Below are 20,792 nucleotides of genomic sequence, written 5' to 3'. Positions count from 1 at the left end.
GCCTAGGTGGATAGTGTCAGGGCGATGAACGAGCCCACCCCCGCCACCCAGCACAGGCCTCGTGTCGCCGTCGTCTTCGGCGGCCGCTCCAGCGAGCACGGCATCTCGTGCGTGACGGCCGGCAGCGTGCTGCAGGCCATCGACCGCACGAAGTACGACGTGGTGCCGGTCGGCATCGCCACGGACGGCCGGTGGGTGCTCGAGTCCGGCGACCCCGACCGGCTGCGCATCGAGAGCGCGGACAAGCTGCCCGAGGTCGACCCGACCGGGTCCTCGGTCGCGCTGGCCCAGCAGGTCGGCTCCACCGACCTCGTCGTCAGCGAGCCCTCCCAGCCGCCGCAGAAGCTCGGCGAGGTCGACGTGGTCTTCCCGCTCCTGCACGGTCCGTGGGGCGAGGACGGCACCATCCAGGGCATGTTCGAGATGGCCGGGGTGCGGTACGTCGGCGCCGGCGTGCTCGCCTCCGCGGTGAGCATGGACAAGGCCTACATGAAGGTGGTCCTGCAGTCGGCCGGCCTCCCGGTCATGCCGTCGGTGACGGTCACGGCGCGGGAGTGGGCGCGGGACCCGCAGGCGTGCCGCGAGCGAGCGGCCGCGCTGGGGTACCCGCTCTTCGTGAAGCCCGCCCGGGGCGGCTCGAGCTTCGGGATCTCCAAGGCCCACGACGCCTCCGAGATCGACGAGGCGATCGAGGAGGCCCTGCGCCACGACCCGAAGGTGCTCGTCGAGGTCTCGGCCGACGGCGCCCGTGAGGTCGAGTGCGGCGTGCTCCAGGCGCTCGACGGCACGCCGGAGACCAGTCTCCCCGCCGAGCTGCGGGTCGGCGGCGACCACGAGTTCTACGACTTCGCCGCGAAGTACCTCCCCGGCGAGCACACCGAGATCGACATCCCGGCCGACCTGCCCGACGACCTCTCCGGCGCGCTGCGGGACATGGCGGCCCGCGCCTTCGACGCGGTCGGGTGCGAGGGCCTGGCCCGGGTCGACTTCTTCGTGATGCCCGACGGCTCGCTGGTCGTCAACGAGATCAACACGATGCCCGGCTTCACGCCCACCTCGATGTTCCCGCAGATGTGGGCCGCCAGCGGGCTGGACTACCCCGCGCTGGTGGACCGGCTCATCCAGCTGGCCCTGCAGCGCGACACCGGCCTGCGTTGAGCTAGAGGCAGCGCTCCACGCGCTCCAGGTGTCGCTTGACCGGGCCGGCCAGCTCGCCGAGCGCGGCCGCGGCCTTCTCGGGCAGGTAGTCGCGGGGCACCTCCAGCCGCACCCGCGGCCGGTAGCCGTCCGCGGTGAACGTGGCGTCCCGGTCGCCCCCGGTCTCGTCGGGCGGCACCAGCCAGCCGACACCGTCGACCTGGGAGCAGCCGGGGAGGTCGCTGAGGTCGGCGGGTCCGACGCCGCAGGTCAGGACGATCGGAGGGTCGCCCCAGGCGGCGCCGTACGCGCTGTCGCCGCTGACCTCCACCGACTGCTGTCCGACCAGCGTGTCGGGGAGGTCGGCCACCAGCTCGCGGCAGGTCCGGGCGTCGGCGGCGGACAGGTCGCCGCTGTCGATCTCCGGGGGACCGGCGCTGCACGCGACCAGCAGCAGGCAGGAGGACGCGACGACGCCCCGGGTCCTGGTGGACCCGGGGCGTCGTCGACGTGCGGTGCGGTCAGGCACTCAGATGTGCACGACCGGGCAGGTCAGGGTGCGGGTGATGCCCTCGAGGTTCTGGACCTTCGAGACCACCAGCTTGCCGAGCTCGTCGACGTTGCGGGCCTCGGCGCGGACGATCACGTCGTACGGGCCGGTGACGTCCTCGGCGAGGGTGACCCCCTTGACCTGGGCAATGGCTGAGGCGACCTCGGCTGCCTTGCCGACATCGGTCTGGATCAGGATGTACGCCTGGACGACCATCGTGGACTCCTCGTGTGGTGCGGGGATCGTGTGCCGGTCAACCTACCGTGCGACCCGCGGCTGTCGATAGGTGCGCCCATGTCCGGGCCGTGGAGTGGGATCTGGTGGGATGAGCGCATGGCCCTTCCCCCCGACGCCACGCTCGCCGACGCCGGCGAGTTCGGTCTCATCAGCGCCCTCACCGACGTCTTCGAGCAGGGGGAGCAGGTGCTGATCGGCCCCGGTGACGACGCCGCCGTCCTGCGCGTGCGGACGGGCCACGTGGTGGTCTCGACCGACCTCATGGTCGAGGGTCGCCACTTCCGCCGCGAGTGGGCCTCGGCGGAGGACGTCGGGCACCGCGCCGCCGCGCAGAACCTCTCCGACGTCAACGCCATGGGTGGCCGGGCGACCTCGCTGACCATCGGGCTGGCCGCCCCGGCGGACCTGCCGGTGCAGTGGGCGCTCGACTTCGCCCGCGGGTTCGCCGACGAGTGCGCGCTCGTCGGCGCCAGCGTGGTCGGAGGGGACGTGACCCGGTCCGACCAGCTGGTCATCGCGGTGACCGTGCTCGGCGCGTGCACGCAGGCGCCCGTGGTGCGGTCCGGGGCCGAGCCCGGGGACGTGCTCGCGCTCTGCGGACGCCAGGGCTGGGCGGCCGGGGGACTGGCGGTGCTCGGCCGCGGGTTCCGCTCACCGCGGGTGCTCGTCGAGGCCTACCGGCGCCCCGAGCCGCCGTACGCCGCGGGGCAGGTCGCCGCCGAGGCCGGCGCCACCGCCATGATCGACGTCTCCGACGGGCTGCTCGCCGACGCCGGGCACATCGCCGCGGACTCCGGGGTGACCATCGACGTGCGCCGCTCGGCCTTCGCGGTGCCCGACCCCCTGCAGGCCGTGGGCGCCGCCCTGGGCGCGGACCCGCTGCAGTTCATCCTCGGGGGCGGTGACGACCACGCCCTGCTGGCCACCTTCCCCGAGGGCTCGGTGCCCGAGGGGTGGTCGGTGGTCGGTTCGGTCGCCGAGGCGGGCGAGGACGGCCCGGTGGTCACGGTCGACGGTGCGGCGTACGACGGCCCCACCGGCTGGGTGCACTTCTGACGCAGCAGGAGCGGCGAGCCGGCCCCTGCTCACGCACGCAGAAGGCCCCCGGGAGCGCGGTGCGCTCTCGGGGGCCTTCGTGGTTGCGTCAGCGCGTGACCTTGCCGGCCTTGAGGCAGCCGGTGCACACGTTGAGGCGCTTGGGGGTGCCGTTCACGGTCGCCCGCACGCGCTGGATGTTGGGGTCGAAGCGTCGCTTCGTGATCTTGCGCGACCACGGCCGGTTGTTGCCGAAGCCAGGCTTCTTGGCGCAGATGTCGCAGACGGCAGCCACCGTGAACTCCTGAAGAAATCGAGGTACCAGAAAATGGGCCCGAGCGAGCGGGCAACCGAGCCAGAGTATCCGATGCCCCCGGCCCGGTGCGAATCGTGACGGGCCGCCGCTGGGGCGACCCGCGCCCGCGACGTCCTGCGGGCGGTGCGGAGCGACTCCATGGTGCCACGCCCTATCCTGTGGCCCTCACCCGGCGTACCCGTGACCGCTCCGGAGCGGGCGACGGGCTCGGGTCGCACGGCAAGGTCGGACGGCAGGGTCACAGGCAGGCGGCAGAGGCAGGCGATGGAAGTACCGCACGGGGGCACGATCGAGCTCTCCGTCGTGCTGCGCTTCGTCGACATCGCCACCGACGCCCTGGCGCAGGCGCGCGAGGAGATCGACGCGCTGAACGTCTACCCGGTGCCCGACGGGGACACCGGCACCAACATGTTCCTCACCGTCTCCGCCGCACGCGACGCGATCCGGGAGGCGACCGGGGGAGACCCCCGGGCCGAGCGCGGGCCCGCCCTGGCCGCGTGCAGCCGCGGTGCGCTGCTCGGGGCCCGCGGCAACTCGGGGGTGATCCTCAGCGAGATGCTCGGCGCCATCTGCCACCGGATCGCCGCGTCGCGCCCCGACGAGCGCAACGCGGTCGTCATGGCCGAGGCGCTGCGGCGGGCCGCCGACGCCAGCTACGCCGCGGTCGGCACGCCGGTCGAGGGCACCATGCTGACCGTCGCCCGCGCGGCGGCGGAGGCCGCCGAGGAGCGGGCGGTCGACCCCGGCGCCCGCGCCCGCGACGTGTTCACGGCGGCCGCCGCGGCGGCCCGCGAGGCGTTGGCGCGGACCCCCGAGCAGCTCCCGGCGCTGGCCAACGCCGGGGTCGTCGACGCCGGCGGGCGGGGAGTGAGCGTCATCCTCGACGCCGCCGAGACCGTGCTCACCGGGCGCCGCCCGACGCCCGTGACTGCGCCGTTCGGCCGGCACCACATCCCCGTGCCGCACCCCGAGGCCCGGGAGGGCGACCTCACCGCCGACGGCCCCGCCTACGAGGTGATGTACCTCCTCGACGCCGACGACGACCGGGTGGCGGTGCTGCGCAAGACCCTGGCCGGCCTCGGCGACTCGCTGGTCGTCGTGGGTGGCGAGGGGCTCTGGAACGTCCACGTCCACGTCGACGACGTCGGCGCCGCGATCGAGGCGGGCATCGAGGCCGGACGCCCCCACCGGGTACGGGTCACACACTTCGCCGAGCAGGTGGATCGCGCCCGCGAGCGCGCCCGCGAGCGGGCGGGTCGGCGCATCGTCACGGTGGCCGCCGGCCCCGGCCTGGCCGAGCTGTTCGTCGAGGCCGGCGCGGTGGTGGTCGACGGCGGCCCGGGGCGGCGCCCCTCCACCGGCCAGCTGCTCGAGGCGATCACCACCTGCGGTGCGGTGGAGGTGGTGGTGCTCCCCAACGACCCCGACTCCGTGCGGGTGGCCGAGATCGCGGCCCGCACCGCCGAGGAGGACCACGGGCTGCGCGTCGCGGTCATCCCCACCCAGGCCCAGGTGCAGGGGCTGGCGGCGCTGGCCGTGCACGAGCCCGGCCGCACCTTCGACCAGGACGTGCTCGAGATGACGGCCACCGCCCGGCACGCCCGGCACGGGGCCGTCACCATCGCCGCGCGTCGGGCCATCACGATGGCCGGGCCCTGCGAGCCGGGTGACGTCCTCGGCGTGGTCGCGGGCGACTTCGCGCTCGTCGGCGAGGACCTGTACGCCGTGGCCACCGACGTGCTCGACCGGCTCCTGGGCGGTGGCGGCGAGCTGGTCACGATCGTCGCCGGGGCGCCCGCGGACGACGCCGCAGCGCACCCCCACCCCGCCGAGCTGGCCGCGCGGAGCGCCGCGTGGGTCGAGGAGCACCACCCCGCTGTCGACGTCGTGGTGTACGACGGGGGTCAGGAGCGCTACCAGCTCCTGATGTCGGTCGAGTGAGCCGGAGCCGCGCATGATCACCCTCTCCTCACCCGTCGAGTCCGTGCTCGGGGGCAACGCCAAGCGCGGTCTGCGCACCGGGATCGTGGAGGGGCTCGGGCTGCGCACGGTGGGCGACCTGCTGCGCCACTTCCCCCGCAGGTACCTCGAGACCGGCGAGGTCTCGCGGCTGGAGGACCTGCAGGAAGGACAGCTGCTGACGATCGTCGGCGACGTGGTCCGCAGCAAGGTCAACACCTACCAGGACCGGCGCACCGGCCGCCCGGCGTACCGTCTCGATGTCGTGGTGCGCACCGAGGGCCCGTCCCTGCGCATGTCGTTCTTCGCCAAGTCCCAGCGCATCAGCGAGTGGCAGGCCGGCCGGATGTGCGTCGGGCGCCGCGGGATCTTCCTCGGCAAGGCGGGCACCTTCCGGGGGGAGTGGCAGCTCACCAACCCGCAGACGGTGCTGTTCGGGTCCGGCGAGGAGGACGCCGCGCAGATGTCGCTGGACGCGATGCGCGACCTCTACCCGATCTACCCGCAGACCAAGGGCGTCGACTCCTGGGACCTGCAGCGTGCGGTGACCTTCGCGCTCACGGTCCTCGACGACGTGCCCGAGCTGCTCCCCGCGGAGGTGCGGGAGACCTACCGGCTGCTCGACATCCAGGAGGCCTACCACTGGATCCACGCGCCCCAGGACCTCGGCGAGGTGCGCCGCGCGCAGCGCAGGTTCCGCTTCGAGGAGGCCCTGGTCACCCAGCTGGTGCTCGCCCGACGGCGGCGCGAGCTGATGGCGCTCGGTGCGCAGGCGCGCACCGGCCGCGCGGGCGGGCTGCTCGAGGCCTTCGACGCGCGGCTGCAGTTCGAGCTCACCGAGGGCCAGCGGACCGTCGGCGCCGAGATCGAGGCCGACCTGGCCCAGCCCCACCCCATGCACCGGCTGCTCCAGGGCGAGGTCGGCTCCGGCAAGACCGTGGTGGCGCTGCGTGCGATGCTGCGCACCGTCGACTCGGGTGGCCAGGCGGCGCTGCTGGCGCCCACGGAGGTCCTGGCCCAGCAGCACCACCGGTCGATCACGGCGATGCTCGGCGACCTGGCCGCGGGCGGCATGCTCGGCGGCGCCGCCGACGCCACCAACGTCGAGCTCCTGACCGGCTCGATGACCAAGGCCCAGCGCACCGCCCCGCTCTCGCGCATCGCCACCGGCGAGGCCGGCATCGTGGTGGGCACCCACGCGCTGCTCGAGGACCGGGTGATGTTCGCCGACCTCGGCCTCGTGGTCGTCGACGAGCAGCACCGCTTCGGCGTCGAGCAGCGGGCCGCCCTCACCGACAAGGCCGCCAGCCCCCCGCACGTCCTGGTCATGACCGCGACCCCGATCCCGCGCACGGTCGCGATGACCGTCTTCGGTGACCTCGAGACCTCCACGCTGACCGAGCTCCCGTCGGGTCGCGCCCCCATCCAGACCAACGTGGTCCCGCTGGGGGAGCAGCCGCTGTGGATCAACCGGGTGTGGGAGCGGCTGCGCGAGGAGGTCGGCAAGGGCCACCAGGCCTACGTCGTCTGCCCGCGCATCGTCCGCGACGAGATGGAGCAGGGGGAGCGGGACCAGCTCGACCTCGACGAGGACGGCAACCTCGTCGTGGACCGCACCGGCACCGGCCTCAGCTCGGTGGTCGACGTGGCCGCCGACCTCGCCGACGCCCGGCTGCCCGGCCTGCGCATCGGGGTCCTCCACGGCAAGCTGGCGGCCGACGAGAAGGACCGCACCATGCGCGCCTTCGCCGCGGGCGAGATCGACGTGCTCGTCTCGACGACGGTGATCGAGGTCGGGGTCGACGTGGCCAACGCCACCGCCATGGTGCTCCTCGACGCCGACCGGTTCGGGGTCTCCCAGCTCCACCAGCTGCGCGGCCGGGTGGGTCGCGGTGGCCACCACGGGCTGTGCCTGCTGGTCACCCGCGCCGAGACGGGCTCGCCGGCCCGCGACCGCCTCGAGGCGGTCGCGCGCACCACCGACGGGTTCGAGCTGAGCCGGGTCGACCTCGAGCAGCGGCGCGAGGGCGACGTCCTCGGCAAGAACCAGTCCGGCTTCCGGTCCAGCCTGCAGAACCTCCGCGTGCTGCGCGACGAGGAGACCATCCTCGACGCCCGCGCGGCGGCCAAGGACCTGCTCGACGCCGACTTCGAGCTGCGCCAGGCTCCGGGCCTGGCCGCGGCGGTGGAAGAGATGGAGCGGTCGGTGCAGTCTGAGTTCATGGAGAAGTCGTGAGCGCCCGCGCCGGGTGCTCGGGGCTCTCCTTGTCGCACGGGGGTGGGGCATGACGCGGATCATCGGCGGAGCCGCAGGGGGACGGCGGATCACGACGCCGCGCGGCGCCAGCACGCGGCCGACGAGCGACCGGGTGCGCGAGGCGCTCTTCTCGGCGGTGGAGTCGTGGTGCGGCTCGCTGCACGGCCTGCGGTTCCTCGACCTGTACGCCGGCTCCGGCGCGGTGGGCCTGGAGGCGTGGTCGCGCGGCGCCGGCGTCGTCACGCTGGTGGAGCAGGACCGCCGGACCGCTGCGCTGATCTCCCACAACGCCCGCGCGCTGGGGTTCAGCCGGGCCAACGTGGTGGCGGCCCCGGTCTCGACCACGTTGCGCCGGCCCCCCGCGGCGCCGTACGACGTCGCCTTCCTCGACCCGCCGTACCCCCTGGAGGACACCGCCGTGGCCGCCGACCTGCGGGCGCTGGTGGCCCAGCACTGGCTCGTGCCGGGCGCGCTGGTGGTCGTCGAGCGGTCCGCCCGCAGCCCGGAGCCCCGCTGGCCCGAGGGCTTCAGCGGCACCCGGGAGAAGCGCTACGGCGAGACCGTGCTCTGGTACGGTCACGCCGCCTCAACGCCAGCCCCCGAGGAGTAGCAAGTGCGCCGAGCCGTCTGTCCCGGATCCTTCGACCCGGTCACCAACGGACACCTCGACATCATCTCCCGCGCCTCGCGGCTCTTCGACGAGGTCGTGGTCGCCGTGGGGGTCAACAAGTCCAAGCGTCGGTTGTTCAGCGCCGAGGAGCGCATGGAGATGCTCCAGGACGTCTGCAGCGGCTTCGACAACGTGGAGGTCGCCGGCTTCGAGGGCCTGCTGACGACGTTCTGCGCGGAGCGGGACATCCACGCGATCGTCAAGGGTCTGCGCGCGGTCAGCGACTTCGACTACGAGCTGCAGATGGCCCAGATGAACGCCTCGCTGGCCGACGTGGAGACGGTGTTCGTGCCGACCAGCCCCGAGTACTCCTTCCTGGCCTCCAGCCTGGTCAAGGAGGTGGCGACGTTCGGCGGTGACGTGTCCGGGCTGCTCCCCGCCTCCGTCCACCGGCGCCTCGTCGAGCGCCTCCACGAACGCTCGGCGTCCGGGGAGGACTGATCCGTGGGGGCCTGTTTTGCCGTCCCGAGCCCTCGACCGTTAACATTCTTCGCGATCTGTCCTGTCCGGACCTGGAAGTGAATCCCCTGAGCAAACTGGACCCGAGAGCGCCGCTCGTGCTCGACACCCGCGAGCTCGGCCGCCGCCCGGGGTCCCAGCGCGGGGTGACACGTTCGGTTCCGGCACCGGCAGATCTGGGCATCGAAGTCCTTCGTGTCCCCGAAGGCTCGCCGGTCGAACTGGACCTGCGGCTGGAGGCGGTCATGGAGGGGGTGCTGGTCACGGGCACGGCGACAGCCGCGCTCGAGGGCGAGTGCGTGCGGTGCCTGGAGCCCATCACGGACGACCTGTCCGCGACGTTCCAGGAGCTGTTCGTCTACGACGACCCTCACGACCGGTCCCACTCCGAGGAGGACGACGAGGTCAGCAAGCTGGAGGGCGACCTGCTCGACCTCGAGCCGCTGCTGCGGGACGCGGTGGTGCTCGCACTGCCGTTCCAGCCGTTGTGCCAGGACGACTGTCCCGGACTGTGCCCCGAGTGCGGGGCCCGTCTGGCAGACGACCCGGACCACGGGCACGAGGCGGCGATCGACCCGCGGTGGGCGAAGCTGACCAAGCTCGAGCAAGACCACGAACAACCCGAGTAACACGTGCGGCCGGACGTCCCGGTCAAGGTAAGAGGAGAGAACAGTGGCTGTCCCGAAGCGGAAGATGTCGCGCAGCAACACGCGTCACCGTCGCTCGCAGTGGAAGGCCGTCGCGCCGTCCCTGGTGACCTGCGCGAACCCCGCCTGCGGTGCCAAGCACCTCCCGCACCGTGCGTGCGGCGAGTGCGGCCAGTACGGCGCGCGGGCCGACCGTCGTCAGGTCCTCTGACCAGACCCGGTCCACTGACCAACTACGGCGAGCTACGAGCAGCGCTCGGGAACCCTGAGCTGGATCCCGAGCTGCTCGAGCGAGCCCTCACCCACCGGTCCTTCGCCTACGAGAACGGCGGACTGCCGACCAACGAGCGCCTGGAGTTCCTCGGCGACTCGGTGCTCGGCGTCGTCGTCACCGAGACGCTGTACCGGACGCACCCCGATCTCTCCGAGGGTCGGCTGGCCAAGCTGCGTGCCGCGGTCGTGAACGCCCGCGCGCTCGCCGAGGTGGGTCGCGGCATCGGGCTCGGCGAGCACGTCAAGCTCGGCCGCGGCGAGGAGTCCACGGGCGGCCGCAACAAGGCGTCGATCCTGTCCGACACCGTCGAGGCGGTGCTCGGTGCGGTCCACCTCAGCGGCGGCTTCGTCGTCTCCGCCGAGGTCGTGCACCGGCTGTTCGACCCGCTCATCGAGGCCGCCTCCGCCATGGGTGCCGGCCTGGACTGGAAGACCTCCCTGCAGGAGCTCTCCGCCGAGCACGGCCTCGGCGTCCCCGAGTACGTCATCGAGGACGACGGGCCCGACCACATGAAGACCTTCACCGCCAAGGTCAGGGTCGGCGAGGGGCTCTACGGCAACGGCGTGGGCCGCTCCAAGAAGGAGGCCGAGCAGGCCGCCGCCGAGACGGCGTACGGAGAGATCGCCGCCGACCTCGGTGTGGAGGACCCCGCCATCGGCGCGGCGCAGTCCGCCGCGCGCGACAGCTGACGCACCCGAGCTGACGTGCCCGAGCTCCCCGAGGTCGAGGTCGTCCGGGCCGGTCTCGAGCGCCACGTCCTCGGCGCCACCATCACCCGGGTCGACGTCCTGCACCCCCGTCCCGTCCGCCGCGACCTGCGTGGTCCGGCCGGCTTTGCCGCGGCCCTCACCGGACGCCGCATCGAGGCGGCCCGTCGCCGCGGCAAGTACCTCTGGCTCCCGCTCGACAACGGGGACGCCCTGCTGGGGCACCTCGGCATGAGCGGCCAGATCCTGGTCCAGCCGCCGGACGCTCCCGCCGAGCGCCACCTGCGGGTGCGCCTCGCCCTCGAGGGCGCCGACGAGGGCCGGGAGATGCGCTTCGTCGACCAGCGGATGTTCGGCGGCCTCTCCGTCTCCGCTGGTGGCGCCGAGCTGCCGTCCGAGATCGCCCACATCGCCCGCGACCCGCTCGACCCGGACTTCGACGACGACGAGTTCGTACGCCGCGTCCGCCGGCGCGCCTCGGGCGTCAAGCGGCAGCTGCTGGACCAGAACCTCGTCTCGGGCGTCGGCAACATCTACGCCGACGAGGCCCTGTGGCGCGCCCGCATCCACGGCGAGCGACCGGGGGAGCGGCTGACCGCAGCCCAGGTCCGCGAGCTGCTGGGCCACGCCCGTGCGGTGATGACCGACGCGCTCGGCCAGGGCGGCACGTCGTTCGACGCGCTCTACGTCAACGTCAACGGCGAGTCCGGCTACTTCGACCGGTCGCTGCGCGCCTACGGCCGCGAGGGTGAGCCCTGCGAGCGGTGCGGCACCCCGATCCGCCGGGTGGCGTTCATGAACCGGTCGTCGTACTTCTGCCCCGTCTGCCAGCCGGCCCCGCGCGCCCGCCGGGTGGCCCGTCAGGCTTTGCCTTCGGCAGATTGACCGCACGCGGATCCGGTGGGACTCTTGAAGACGGCCCGGACACCCACGGGCTTCCCTCCCACCCGGAAGGCTTATCCATGGCCAAGGCGCTGATCGGATACATGAACAGCGACCTGCGGACCCCCGCCCGACTCGTGGCCGAGAACGACCGGCTGCGCGCGAGGGTGGGTGAGCTGGAGACTCTCGTCCGCCGGCTCTCCGAGGAGAACGACCGGCTCGCGGCCGACCACGCCGCCGTGCTGCTCGACCTCGAGTCCGCCTCGATGCAGGAGATGCAGCCCGCCTGAGCGGCCCTGCACCCTCGCCTGCGCCCGCCTGACCGCGGACGCAGCAACCGTCCGTGACCACGGTCGCGGTGGCTCGTTGAGCCGCCATGCGTCCCGTTGTCGCGCTCACCGGCGCCGTCCTCGCCCTCGGCGCCGCTCTCGGCGCGGCCCCGCCCGCCCTCGCCCACGGCGACCACGGGGGCCCACGACCGGCTCAGGCGGTGCTCGCCGGCGGATCCGGTGGCGGGCTGCTGGCCAGCCCCAACGTCGCACACCTGTCCTCGAACCCCTCCCAGGTCGGGATCTCCGGGTGCTTCATGCGGACGGCGCCGATCCTCGTGACCAGCGGGGTCGACTCCGTGCGGGTCTGGGACGTGAGCGACGCCGCGCACCCGAGTGTGATCGGCGTCCTGCCGAACGCACTGTTCGAGAACGAGGCGATGAACTGCGGTGAGCGCAGGACCGCCGACGGCGTCCGACGCTTCGCGCTCATCGGCGTGGACAGCGTGCAGGCGTCGCCCGGCGACGTCCAGCACGCCAACGTCGGGGGCGGCGAGCTGATCGTGGTGGACGTGACCGACCCGCGCGACCCGGTGATCGCGTCCCGGGCGCCCGGCACCACCAGCACCCACACCGTCGCCTGCGTGACGTCGGCGAACTGCACCTACGCCTACTCGGCGGGGGAGGGCGACCACTTCTCGATCTTCGACCTGCGCGACCTCGACCACCCGCGGGAGGTCGACGCCACGCCCGGGGAGCCCGGCACGCAGCCGTTCTGGTCACCCACCGCCGGGCACAAGTGGAACTTCGACGCCGCCGGCATCGGCACCCACACCGGCTGGAACGGTGCGTCGATGTGGCGCACCGACCGCCCGGCACACCCGCGGCTGATCACGACCACCGGCCGGGCCGGGCGTGGCACCGATCCACGCCACCCGGGCTGGAACGACTTCATCCTGCACAACTCGTTCCGCCCGCATGCCAAGGCATTCCGGCCGGGTGCCAAGCCGTCGTTCGCGCACGGCAACGTGCTGCTCACCACCGAGGAGGACTACGAGCAGACCGACTGCTCCCGGGCGGGCTCGTTCCAGACCTGGTGGGTCAAGCGCCTCGACGGGACGAGGTCGGCCATCGTGCCGCTGGACAAGGTCGAGCTCGCCGACCTCGGCACGTTCCCGCTGCCGCGGGGTGCCTTCTGCTCCTCGCACTGGTTCGACTTCCGTCCGGGCGGGATCGTCGCCGTCGGGTACTACGGCGGCGGCACGCAGCTCGTCGACGCCCGCCATCCGCGCCACCTGAGGTCCTACGGGCACGCGGTCTGGGGTGCCTCGGAGGTGTGGGACAGCATGTGGGTGCCGGCGTACGACGCCCGGGGCCGGCAGACCGGCCAGAAGACCAACGTCGTCTACTCGATCGACCTCGTGCGCGGCCTGGACGTCTACGCCGTCGACGTGCCGGGCGACGGGGTCGGGGCCGAGCCCGAGCCGGGCTCCGTCCCGTCGAGCTCGACCGCGGACCGCGCCCGGGAGGGCGCGGTGCCGCTCGGCCTGGTCGGGGGCGCCGTGGCGCTCGCGCTCGCCGCACGTCGCCGGACCCGGCGCCGCTGACCCCGACACGGCACGACCCGCCCTGCACCGCAGGGCGGGTCGTGCGACGTCCGGGTCGACCGGTGCTCGCCGGCGTCGGCGCCGGCGCGGGTCAGCGTCGGTGGGCGGTCATGTACCCGGTGTCGCCGGACTCGGGCTCACGCCAGACGACCCGCAGCTTCTCGCCCTTGCGGCGGGTCTTCACGGCCACCGGGGAGACGCAGGTGGCGGCGCCCGGGTCCTTGGTGATGACCTCGCGGAACCGGAACCAGCCGTTCTTCTTCCCCTTGTAGACCCAATTGCCCGAGCACAGGTCGGGGTAGACGACCTTCCCGTGGAGCTTCCCGTCCTTCCTGGTGATGGTCACCTTCGCGGTGTAGCCGGCGGGGCCGCCGTCGTCGCCCTGGACGGCGCCCTTCCACTGGCCGGTGATGCTCGTCGCGCTTCGTGCGGGTGCCGGCGCGGCCTCTGCTGCGCCGACCGTCGAGCACGTCAGCACCGCTGCGACGACGGCGGCCATGGTTCGCTTGTGCATGAGTCTCCTCGAGATGGGTGGTCGTGGACCCGCATGCTGCCCCGTCGCGGCCGCACTAATCCCGGTGACGCGCGGTGATGGCGGCGACTAGCGTTCCCTCCTTGTGAGCCGCCTCCTCGAGACCGTCGTGCCCCAGCGCCTGGGGCGCGGCTTCCGCTGGCTCCTGGCCTCGTCGTGGGTGTCCAACCTCGGTGACGGCATCGCGCTCGCGGCGGGGCCGCTGCTGGTCGCCTCGCAGACGCACGACGCGTTCCTGGTCGCGCTCGCCGCGCTCCTGCAGTGGCTGCCGCCGCTGCTCTTCGCCCTGCACGCGGGGGCGATCGCGGACCGGCTCGACCGACGGCTGATCGTGGTCACTGTCGACCTCCTCCGCGCCGTGGTGCTGGTGCTGCTGTCCTTCGCGGTGCTCACGGACACCGTGTCGATCACGCTCGTGCTCGTGGCGATGTTCCTGCTCGGCACGGCCGAGGTGTTCGCGGACAACACCTCGAGCACGCTGCTGCCGATGCTCGTGGACCGCGCCGACCTCGCGCTGGCCAACTCCCGGTTGCAGACGGGCTTCATCACCGTCAACCAGCTGGCCGGCCCGCCGATCGGCGCCGCGCTGTTCGCGACCGCGATGGCGCTGCCGTTCCTGACCCAGGCCGTGCTGGTCGCGCTCGGTGCCGTGCTGGTGTCGCGCATCGTGCTCCCGCCGCACGGCCGCGAGCCCGGCGTGCAGAGCCACATCCGCCGCGACATCGCCGAGGGGTTCCGCTGGGTGCGCAACCACGCCGCGGTCCGGACCCTGGTGCTGACCATCCTGGTCTTCAACGTGACCTTCGGAGCGGCGTGGTCGGTGCTCGTCCTGTACGCCACCCGGCACCTCGGGATGGGTGCGGTCGGCTTCGGGCTGCTCACGACGATCTCGGCCGTCGGCGGCCTGCTCGGCACGCTGTCCTACGGCTGGATCACCCGCCGGGTCTCCCTCGGCAACATCATGCGCGTGGGGCTCGTCATCGAGACCCTCACGCACCTGGCGCTGGCCCTGACCACGCGGCCGTGGGTGGCCATGGGCATCTTCTTCGTCTTCGGTGCCCATGCGTTCATCTGGGGCACCACGTCGATCACGGTGCGCCAGAGGGCGGTGCCCTCCGAGCTCCAGGGCAGGGTGAGCGGCGTCAACATGGTGGGCGTCTACGGCGGCCTCGTGGTCGGCTCCGCCATCGGCGGCCTCGTGGCACGGCACTGGGGCGTCACCGGGCCGTTCTGGTTCGCGTTCGTCGGTTCCGCGGTGTTCGTCGTGCTGATCTGGGGCCAGCTGTCCCACATCGCCCACGCGGACGAGGAGCCGGCGCCCGCACCCGCCTGAGCGGCGTACCGGCGCGGTCGGGCGGACGCGCCGAGATGCGGGGAACGGGGGGAGGCGGCCGGTAGGGTGAGTCGCGCTGAGCTTCCCCCTCGGCGTGCTGCGACGACGCAGCCGCGTCTCAGTGCCCTTGATCGGGAGCCCTTGATGGGCCTGCGGACCTCCCGCCGGCCCGACGATGGTGAGGAGCCGCGCGGTGTACCTGAAGAGCCTGACCCTGAAGGGGTTCAAGTCCTTCGCCTCCTCGACCACCCTCCAGCTCGAGCCCGGCATCACCTGCATCGTCGGCCCCAACGGGTCCGGCAAGTCCAACGTGGTCGACGCGCTGGCCTGGGTGATGGGCGAGGCCAGCGCGAAGTCGCTGCGCGGCGGCAAGATGGACGACGTCATCTTCGCCGGGACCTCCGGCCGACCCCCGCTGGGTCGCGCCGAGGTGCTGCTCACCATCGACAACTCCGACGGCGCGTTGCCGATCGAGTACGCCGAGGTCACGATCAGTCGCACGATGTTCCGCAGCGGCGGGTCCGAGTACGCCATCAACGGCAGCTCGTGCCGGCTGCTGGACGTGCAGGAGCTGCTCTCGGACTCCGGCATCGGCCGCGAGATGCACGTGATCGTTGGGCAGGGACAGCTCGACACGATCCTGCACGCGACCCCGGAGGACCGCCGCGGCTTCATCGAGGAGGCCGCGGGCGTCCTGAAGCACCGCAAGCGCAAGGAGAAGGCGCTCCGCAAGCTCGACTCCACCGAGGGCAACCTCACCCGGCTCAACGACCTGCTGACCGAGATCCGGCGCCAGCTCAAGCCGCTGGGCCGGCAGGCCGAGGTGGCCCGCAAGGCCGCCGCCGTGCAGGCCGACGTCCGGGACGCCCGGGCCAGGCTGATGGCCGACGACCTGGTCACCGCGCGCACCGCGCTGGAGCAGGAGCTGGCCGACGAGTCGGTGCTGCTCGAGCGCCGCGAGCAGGTCGAGGCCGCGATCGCGGCCGCCCGCGAGGCCGAGGCCGCGCTCGAGGCGGCCCTCCGCGAGGACCTGCCGGCGCTCTCCGCCGCACAGGAGACCTGGTTCGCCCTGTCGGGTCTCCGGGAGCGCCTGCGCGGCACCCAGTCCCTGGCCGCGGAGCGGGTCCGCAACGCGGCCGGCACCGCCGAGTCCGACCAGGAGCGCACCGGCCGCGACCCGGAGCAGCTCGAGGCCGAGGCGGAGCGGGTCCGCGAGCAGGAGCAGCGGATCGCGGCCGAGGTCGACGGCCACCGCACCGCCCTCGAGCAGGCGGTCGCGGCCCGCAAGGCGGCCGAGGACGCCGCGGCCGAGGAGGAGCGCCGTGTGGCCGCCCTCCAGCGTGCCGCGGCCGACCGGCGGGAGGGCCTGGCCCGCCTGCACGGCCAGGTCAACGCGCTGAAGTCCCGCGCCGCGGCCGCCGACGACGAGGTGGGGCGACTCACCCTGGCCCGCCAGGACGCGCTCGCTCGCGCCGAGCGCGCGCAGCGCGACTTCACCTCGCTGGAGACGAAGGTGGCCGGGCTGGACGCCGGCGAGGAGGGTCTCGACGCCGAGCACGAGGCCGCCAGCGCCCTGCTCGACGACATCGAGGAGCGGCTGGCCAAGGCTCGCGACGAGGCCCAGCAGGCCGAGCGCGAGCGCACCGGCCTGCTGGCTCGCAAGGACGCCCTCGAGATGGGCCTCAACCGCAAGGACGGCGCCGGCGCCCTGCTGGCCGCCTCCGACTCGGTCTCGGGGCTGCTCGGCTCGGTGGCCGCGCTGCTCACCGTGCGCGCCGGCTACGAGGCCGCCGTCGCCGGGGCCCTCGGGTCCGCAGCCGACGCCGTCGCGGTGACCGACGCGGACGCCGCCGTGCGGGCGATCGGGCTGCTGAAGGACGACGACCTCGGCCGCGCCGGCATGCTGCTCGGCGGCGCTCCCGGGGAGGAGCCCGGCAGCTGGCCCGGCCTGCCCGGCCACGCGACGTACGCCGTGGACGTCGTCGAGTGCCCCGACGAGCTCCGGCCGGGCCTGGCCCGGCTGCTGTTCAAGGTCGCGGTCGTCGACGACCTGGCCGCCGCGCGCAGCCTGGTCGCCGACCTGCCCGACGTCACCGCCGTCACCCGCGAGGGCGACGTCCTCGGCGCCCACTTCGCGTCGGGCGGCTCCTCGAGCCAGCCGAGCCTGATCGAGATCCAGGCGGCCGTCGACGAGTGCGCCGCGCAGCTGGCCGAGGCGATCGCCTCCTCGGAGCGGCTGGGCTTCGACATGTCCCGCCTGGAGAACGAGCGGCTCGAGGCGCAGAAGCGCGCCGACGTCGCGCTCGCGAAGCTGCACGAGTCCGACGCCACGCTCGCGGCGGTCGCCGAGGAGCTCGGGCAGTACGGCTCCCAGGCGCGCGCCGCCCGCGGTGAGGCCGAGCGGGTCACCCAGGCGATCGAGAAGGCCGAGGCCGCCCGGGACCAGGACCTGGCGGGGCTGGCCGAGCTCGAGGCCCGGCTGGCCCGGGCGGAGGAGGCGCCCGAGGAGGAGCCCGACACCGAGGCGCGGGAGCGGCTCGCCGAGGAGGCCCGGACCGCCCGCCAGGGCGAGATGGACGCCCGGCTGGCACTGCGCACCTCCGAGGAGCGGGCCCGTGCCATGCACGGTCGCGCCGACTCGCTGGTCCGTGCGGCCCGGGCCGAGCGCGAGGCCCGGGCCCGCGCCGCCGAACGCCGCGAGCGCCTGCTGCGCGAGGGCAGGGCCGCCGAGGCCGTCGGCGCCGCGGCGACGTTCGTGCTCGGCCGCCTCGAGGTCTCGGTGCACCGGGCCGCGGAGGTGCGGGCCGCCGTGGAGCAGGCCCGTCGGGGTCGCGAGCAGGAGCTGATGGACGTCCGCGCCCGCCTGCGCGACCTGGGGCGCGAGCACGACGAGCTCGTGAACTCCGTCCACCGCGACGAGATGGCGCGCGCCCAGCAGCGGATGCGCATCGAGCAGCTGGAGGAGAAGGCGCTCGAGGAGCTCGGTCTCGACGCGGCCGGGCTGGTCGCCGACTACGGCCCCGATCAGCCGGTCCCGGCGACCAGCGAGAACGAGGACGGCACGGTCCCCGAGCCGGTGCCGTTCGTCCGGGAGGAGCAGCAGAAGCGGCTGCGGGCCGCCGAGCGGGCGCTGTCGATGCTCGGGAAGGTCAACCCGCTCGCGCTCGAGGAGTTCTCGGCGATGGAGGAGCGGCACAAGTTCCTCACCGAGCAGCTCGAGGACCTCCGCAAGACCCGCAAGGACCTGCTCGACATCGTCAAGGAGGTCGACACCCGGGTCGAGCAGGTGTTCACCGAGGCGTACGCCGACGTCGAGCGCGCCTTCGACTCCACCTTCGCCCGGCTGTTCCCCGGCGGCGAGGGGCGGCTCGTGCTCACCGATCCCGCCAACATGCTGACCACCGGCGTGGAGGTCGAGGCGCGGCCGCCGGGCAAGAAGGTCAAGCGGCTCTCGCTGCTCTCCGGTGGCGAGCGGTCCCTGGTCGCGGTGGCCTTCCTGGTCGCGCTCTTCAAGGCCCGACCGTCGCCGTTCTACATCCTCGACGAGGTCGAGGCCGCCCTCGACGACACCAACCTCGGCCGGCTGCTGGAGATCTACGAGGAGCTCCGGGAGAACTCCCAGCTGCTCGTCATCACCCACCAGAAGCGGACCATGGAGGTCGGCGACGCGCTGTACGGCGTCACCATGCGCGGCGACGGCGTCTCCGCGGTGATCAGCCAGCGGCTGCGCGAGACGGAGCCCGCGTAGTGGCGCGAGCGCGACCGACCCGCGACGAGTACGTCCACTGGGAGCGGGTCACCACCCGCTGGGCCGACATCGACGTCTACGGCCACATGAACAACGCCCGCTACTTCGAGCTGATCGACACCGTGGTCAACAACCACCTCGCCGAGGCCACCGGCGTCGACATCCGTCAGCTGCCGGCCATCGGCGTGGTGGCCGAGGTCTCCTGCCGCTACTTCGCGGAGGTGGGCTACCCCGAGCCGGTGGACGTGGGCGTGGTGGCGGACAAGGTCGGCACCTCCTCGGTCGTCTACCGCGTCGGGCTCTTCCAGGGCGAGGGCGACGAGGCCGCGGCCGAGGGGCGCTTCGTGCACGTCTACGTCGACAACGTCGACCCGGCCCGCCCCGTGACCCCGATGCCCGTCCTCGTCCGCCGCGCCGTCGAGCCGCTGCTCCGGGTCGCACCCGACGGGGGCCGGCCCGCCGAGTGACGTCGGCCACCCCCACGGCGGCGGCCCGGGGCGCCGACGCGGGTCGGCGTACGGGTGTGTGCGACGGTGGAGAAGGGGGTACGCCCACCATCGACCACCTTCCGGGAGGAACCCACCCATGCTCGTGATCGTCCTCGTGATGCTCGTCATCCTCGTGCTCGCCGGGCTCGTCGTGGCCTTCGTGGCATTCCCGCACCGGGGCGAGGAGCTGCCCGCCGCACCGTGGCTCGGCGACGCGATGACGAAGGCGGTGGAGGCGCTGCCCATCGTGGAGAACGTCGACGGCGTCCCCGACGGCGACGCGCACGCGTCGGGCCTCACGGCCCGTCGTGGTGACGCCCGCCGCTCGGCCTGACCCCTCCTCCCGACTGGTTCCCTGATTCGTCCGGCCCCCGGGCCCCTCTGGTTGGATTGACCCCATGGATCTGCTCGCCCTGATCGTCGTCATCGCGCTGGTCGCCCTGCTCGTCGTGGGCCTCGGCGTCGGCCTGCTGGTCGGTGGCCGCCGCCGCCAGACGCCCCCGGCCGGAGGTGGCACCGACGTCATCGTGCCGCCGCCGACCGAGGCCGACGTCGAGGCGCCGACGCAGGAACCGGCGGTCGTCGCGCCCGAGGCGCCGACCGAGCCCGCCGCACCGGAGGCGCCGGTCCTCGAGCGCCCCGAGGGCACCGCGTCCCGCCTGGTGCGGCTGCGCCAGCGCCTCGCCGGCTCGCAGAGCGGCCTGGGCCGCGGCCTGCTCGCCCTGCTCTCGCGCGACCGGCTCGACGAGGACACCTGGGAGTCGATCGAGGACACCCTGCTGACCGCCGACGTCGGCGTGGCGCCCACCCAGGAGCTGGTCGAGAAGCTGCGCACCCGGATGCGCGTCGACGGCGGCCAGGGCGCCGACGCCCGCGCCGTGCTCCGCGAGGAGCTGCTCGCCCTGGTCGACCCCACCATGGACCGTCGCCTCCAGGTCAGCGGCGCGGACGGCAAGCCGGGCGTCGTGCTCGTGGTCGGCGTCAACGGTGCCGGCAAGACCACCTCGGTCGGCAAGATCGCCCGCATCCTCGTCGCCGAGGACCGCAGCGTGGTCCTCGGGGCGGCCGACACCTTCCGTGCCGCCGCCGTCGAGCAGCTGGCCACGTGGGGGGAGCGGGTCGGCGTCGACGTCGTCCGCGGTCCCGAGGGCACCGACCCGGCCAGCGTTGCCTTCGAGGCGGTCAAGGAGGGCGTCGACACCGGCGCCGACACCGTCATCGTTGACACCGCCGGGCGGCTGCAGAACAAGGCCGGCCTGATGGACGAGCTCGGCAAGGTCAAGCGGGTCATCGAGAAGCAGGCCCCGGTCACCGAGGTGCTGCTGGTGCTCGACGCGACCACCGGCCAGAACGGCATGATCCAGGCCCGCGTGTTCAGCGAGGTCGTCGACGTCACCGGCATCGTGCTGACCAAGCTCGACGGCTCCGCCAAGGGCGGCATCGTGGTCGCCGTGCAGCGCGAGCTGGGCGTCCCGGTGAAGCTGGTCGGCCTCGGCGAGGGGGCCGACGACCTCGCGCCGTTCGACGCGGGCGCCTTCGTCGACGCCCTCCTGGGCTGACCACCGCCCGCACTTCTCAGCCGATTCCTGACGTTCCCAGCCGGTGCACCGGCTGGGAACGTCAGGAATCGCCGGTGCACCGGTGATTCATCCGGGGCGTCGTTCACACGGAAGTAACACGACGCG

Annotated in this window: 21 protein-coding genes; 17 read left to right on the top strand and 4 right to left on the bottom strand. The window is 73.3% G+C overall.

What is annotated here, in order from left to right:
• Nucleotides 1–24 precede the first annotated feature (24 nt).
• Nucleotides 25–1,158 (top strand): D-alanine--D-alanine ligase family protein, encoded by a 1,134-nt coding sequence (locus tag ACFO9I_RS20000; RefSeq protein ID WP_379184105.1) that lies wholly within the window; start codon nucleotides 25–27, stop codon nucleotides 1,156–1,158.
• A 1-nt stretch (nucleotide 1,159) separates the two neighbouring features.
• On the opposite strand, the gene ACFO9I_RS19995 is transcribed toward ACFO9I_RS20000, so the two are convergent.
• Together ACFO9I_RS19995 and ACFO9I_RS19990 are read right to left on the bottom strand one after the other, a co-directional pair.
• The gene (locus ACFO9I_RS19995; RefSeq protein ID WP_379184103.1) at nucleotides 1,160–1,666 is read right to left on the bottom strand and encodes a DUF3515 domain-containing protein; all 507 of its coding nucleotides are present in this window, start codon (nucleotides 1,664–1,666) and stop codon (nucleotides 1,160–1,162) included.
• The gene (locus ACFO9I_RS19990) at nucleotides 1,667–1,903 is read right to left on the bottom strand and encodes an Lrp/AsnC family transcriptional regulator (protein WP_284536751.1); all 237 of its coding nucleotides are present in this window, start codon (nucleotides 1,901–1,903) and stop codon (nucleotides 1,667–1,669) included. It abuts the gene before it with no gap.
• A 117-nt stretch (nucleotides 1,904–2,020) separates the two neighbouring features.
• Here ACFO9I_RS19990 and ACFO9I_RS19985 point away from each other — a divergent pair, with 117 nt between their 5' ends.
• Nucleotides 2,021–2,980: a thiamine-phosphate kinase gene (locus ACFO9I_RS19985; protein ID WP_379184101.1), complete on the top strand. Its 960-nt coding sequence runs from the start codon at nucleotides 2,021–2,023 to the stop codon at nucleotides 2,978–2,980.
• An 88-nt stretch (nucleotides 2,981–3,068) separates the two neighbouring features.
• Here ACFO9I_RS19985 and rpmB read toward each other — a convergent pair whose 3' ends face one another.
• Entirely contained in the window at nucleotides 3,069–3,254 is a 186-nt protein-coding gene (gene rpmB / locus ACFO9I_RS19980) for a 50S ribosomal protein L28 (protein ID WP_011756723.1), read from the bottom strand.
• A gap of 285 nt (nucleotides 3,255–3,539) precedes the next feature.
• Here rpmB and ACFO9I_RS19975 point away from each other — a divergent pair, with 285 nt between their 5' ends.
• From ACFO9I_RS19975 to ACFO9I_RS19930, 10 genes are all read left to right on the top strand, one after another.
• Nucleotides 3,540–5,216, top strand: coding sequence for a DAK2 domain-containing protein (locus ACFO9I_RS19975; RefSeq protein ID WP_379184099.1), 1,677 nt, complete (start codon nucleotides 3,540–3,542; stop codon nucleotides 5,214–5,216).
• A gap of 13 nt (nucleotides 5,217–5,229) precedes the next feature.
• On the top strand, nucleotides 5,230–7,470 hold the full coding sequence (locus ACFO9I_RS19970; RefSeq protein WP_379184097.1) for an ATP-dependent DNA helicase RecG: 2,241 nt from the start codon (nucleotides 5,230–5,232) through the stop codon (nucleotides 7,468–7,470).
• Nucleotides 7,471–7,483: 13 nt separating this feature from the next.
• The gene (gene rsmD / locus ACFO9I_RS19965) at nucleotides 7,484–8,101 is read left to right on the top strand and encodes a 16S rRNA (guanine(966)-N(2))-methyltransferase RsmD (RefSeq protein ID WP_379184095.1); all 618 of its coding nucleotides are present in this window, start codon (nucleotides 7,484–7,486) and stop codon (nucleotides 8,099–8,101) included.
• A gap of 3 nt (nucleotides 8,102–8,104) precedes the next feature.
• Nucleotides 8,105–8,602 (top strand): pantetheine-phosphate adenylyltransferase, encoded by a 498-nt coding sequence (gene coaD / locus ACFO9I_RS19960; protein ID WP_379184093.1) that lies wholly within the window; start codon nucleotides 8,105–8,107, stop codon nucleotides 8,600–8,602.
• 263 nt (nucleotides 8,603–8,865) lie between these two features.
• The gene (locus ACFO9I_RS19955) at nucleotides 8,866–9,249 is read left to right on the top strand and encodes a YceD family protein (protein WP_379184091.1); all 384 of its coding nucleotides are present in this window, start codon (nucleotides 8,866–8,868) and stop codon (nucleotides 9,247–9,249) included.
• A gap of 43 nt (nucleotides 9,250–9,292) precedes the next feature.
• On the top strand, nucleotides 9,293–9,478 hold the full coding sequence (gene rpmF / locus ACFO9I_RS19950; RefSeq protein WP_135080093.1) for a 50S ribosomal protein L32: 186 nt from the start codon (nucleotides 9,293–9,295) through the stop codon (nucleotides 9,476–9,478).
• Nucleotides 9,475–10,230, top strand: coding sequence for a ribonuclease III (gene rnc / locus ACFO9I_RS19945; RefSeq protein WP_379184427.1), 756 nt, complete (start codon nucleotides 9,475–9,477; stop codon nucleotides 10,228–10,230). The genes rpmF and rnc overlap by 4 nt, the downstream gene beginning before the upstream one ends.
• Nucleotides 10,231–10,245: 15 nt before the next feature.
• On the top strand, nucleotides 10,246–11,133 hold the full coding sequence (gene mutM, locus ACFO9I_RS19940; RefSeq protein ID WP_379184089.1) for a bifunctional DNA-formamidopyrimidine glycosylase/DNA-(apurinic or apyrimidinic site) lyase: 888 nt from the start codon (nucleotides 10,246–10,248) through the stop codon (nucleotides 11,131–11,133).
• 77 nt (nucleotides 11,134–11,210) lie between these two features.
• Nucleotides 11,211–11,420: a hypothetical protein gene (locus ACFO9I_RS19935; protein ID WP_379184087.1), complete on the top strand. Its 210-nt coding sequence runs from the start codon at nucleotides 11,211–11,213 to the stop codon at nucleotides 11,418–11,420.
• An 86-nt stretch (nucleotides 11,421–11,506) separates the two neighbouring features.
• Nucleotides 11,507–13,006: a hypothetical protein gene (locus ACFO9I_RS19930; protein WP_379184085.1), complete on the top strand. Its 1,500-nt coding sequence runs from the start codon at nucleotides 11,507–11,509 to the stop codon at nucleotides 13,004–13,006.
• A 91-nt stretch (nucleotides 13,007–13,097) separates the two neighbouring features.
• Here the strand turns inward: ACFO9I_RS19930 and ACFO9I_RS19925 are convergent, their stop codons facing one another.
• A complete protein-coding gene (locus ACFO9I_RS19925; protein ID WP_379184083.1) occupies nucleotides 13,098–13,520 on the bottom strand; it encodes a hypothetical protein in 423 nt (140 codons plus the stop codon).
• 103 nt (nucleotides 13,521–13,623) lie between these two features.
• On the opposite strand from ACFO9I_RS19925, the gene ACFO9I_RS19920 reads away from it, so the two are divergent.
• The 5 genes from ACFO9I_RS19920 to ftsY all read left to right on the top strand — a co-directional run bounded on the left by ACFO9I_RS19920 (nucleotide 13,624) and on the right by ftsY (nucleotide 20,666).
• A complete protein-coding gene (locus ACFO9I_RS19920) occupies nucleotides 13,624–14,871 on the top strand; it encodes an MFS transporter (protein WP_379184081.1) in 1,248 nt (415 codons plus the stop codon).
• 193 nt (nucleotides 14,872–15,064) lie between these two features.
• The gene (gene smc / locus ACFO9I_RS19915; protein WP_379184079.1) at nucleotides 15,065–18,619 is read left to right on the top strand and encodes a chromosome segregation protein SMC; all 3,555 of its coding nucleotides are present in this window, start codon (nucleotides 15,065–15,067) and stop codon (nucleotides 18,617–18,619) included.
• Nucleotides 18,619–19,086, top strand: a complete 468-nt coding sequence (locus ACFO9I_RS19910; protein ID WP_379184077.1) for an acyl-CoA thioesterase — start codon at nucleotides 18,619–18,621, stop codon at nucleotides 19,084–19,086. The genes smc and ACFO9I_RS19910 overlap by 1 nt, the downstream gene beginning before the upstream one ends.
• A gap of 118 nt (nucleotides 19,087–19,204) precedes the next feature.
• Complete coding sequence (locus ACFO9I_RS19905; RefSeq protein WP_379184075.1) at nucleotides 19,205–19,441, top strand: hypothetical protein; 237 nt, start codon at nucleotides 19,205–19,207, stop codon at nucleotides 19,439–19,441.
• Between the two features lie 64 nt (nucleotides 19,442–19,505).
• The gene (gene ftsY, locus ACFO9I_RS19900) at nucleotides 19,506–20,666 is read left to right on the top strand and encodes a signal recognition particle-docking protein FtsY (RefSeq protein ID WP_379184073.1); all 1,161 of its coding nucleotides are present in this window, start codon (nucleotides 19,506–19,508) and stop codon (nucleotides 20,664–20,666) included.
• Nucleotides 20,667–20,792 lie beyond the last annotated feature (126 nt).

Source organism: Nocardioides sp. GCM10023255 (assembly GCF_042653125.1).
Taxonomy (GTDB): Bacteria; Actinomycetota; Actinomycetes; order Propionibacteriales; family Nocardioidaceae; genus Nocardioides.
Note: the sequence above shows the minus strand (reverse complement) of the source record. Positions and strands in the feature narration are given on the sequence as shown.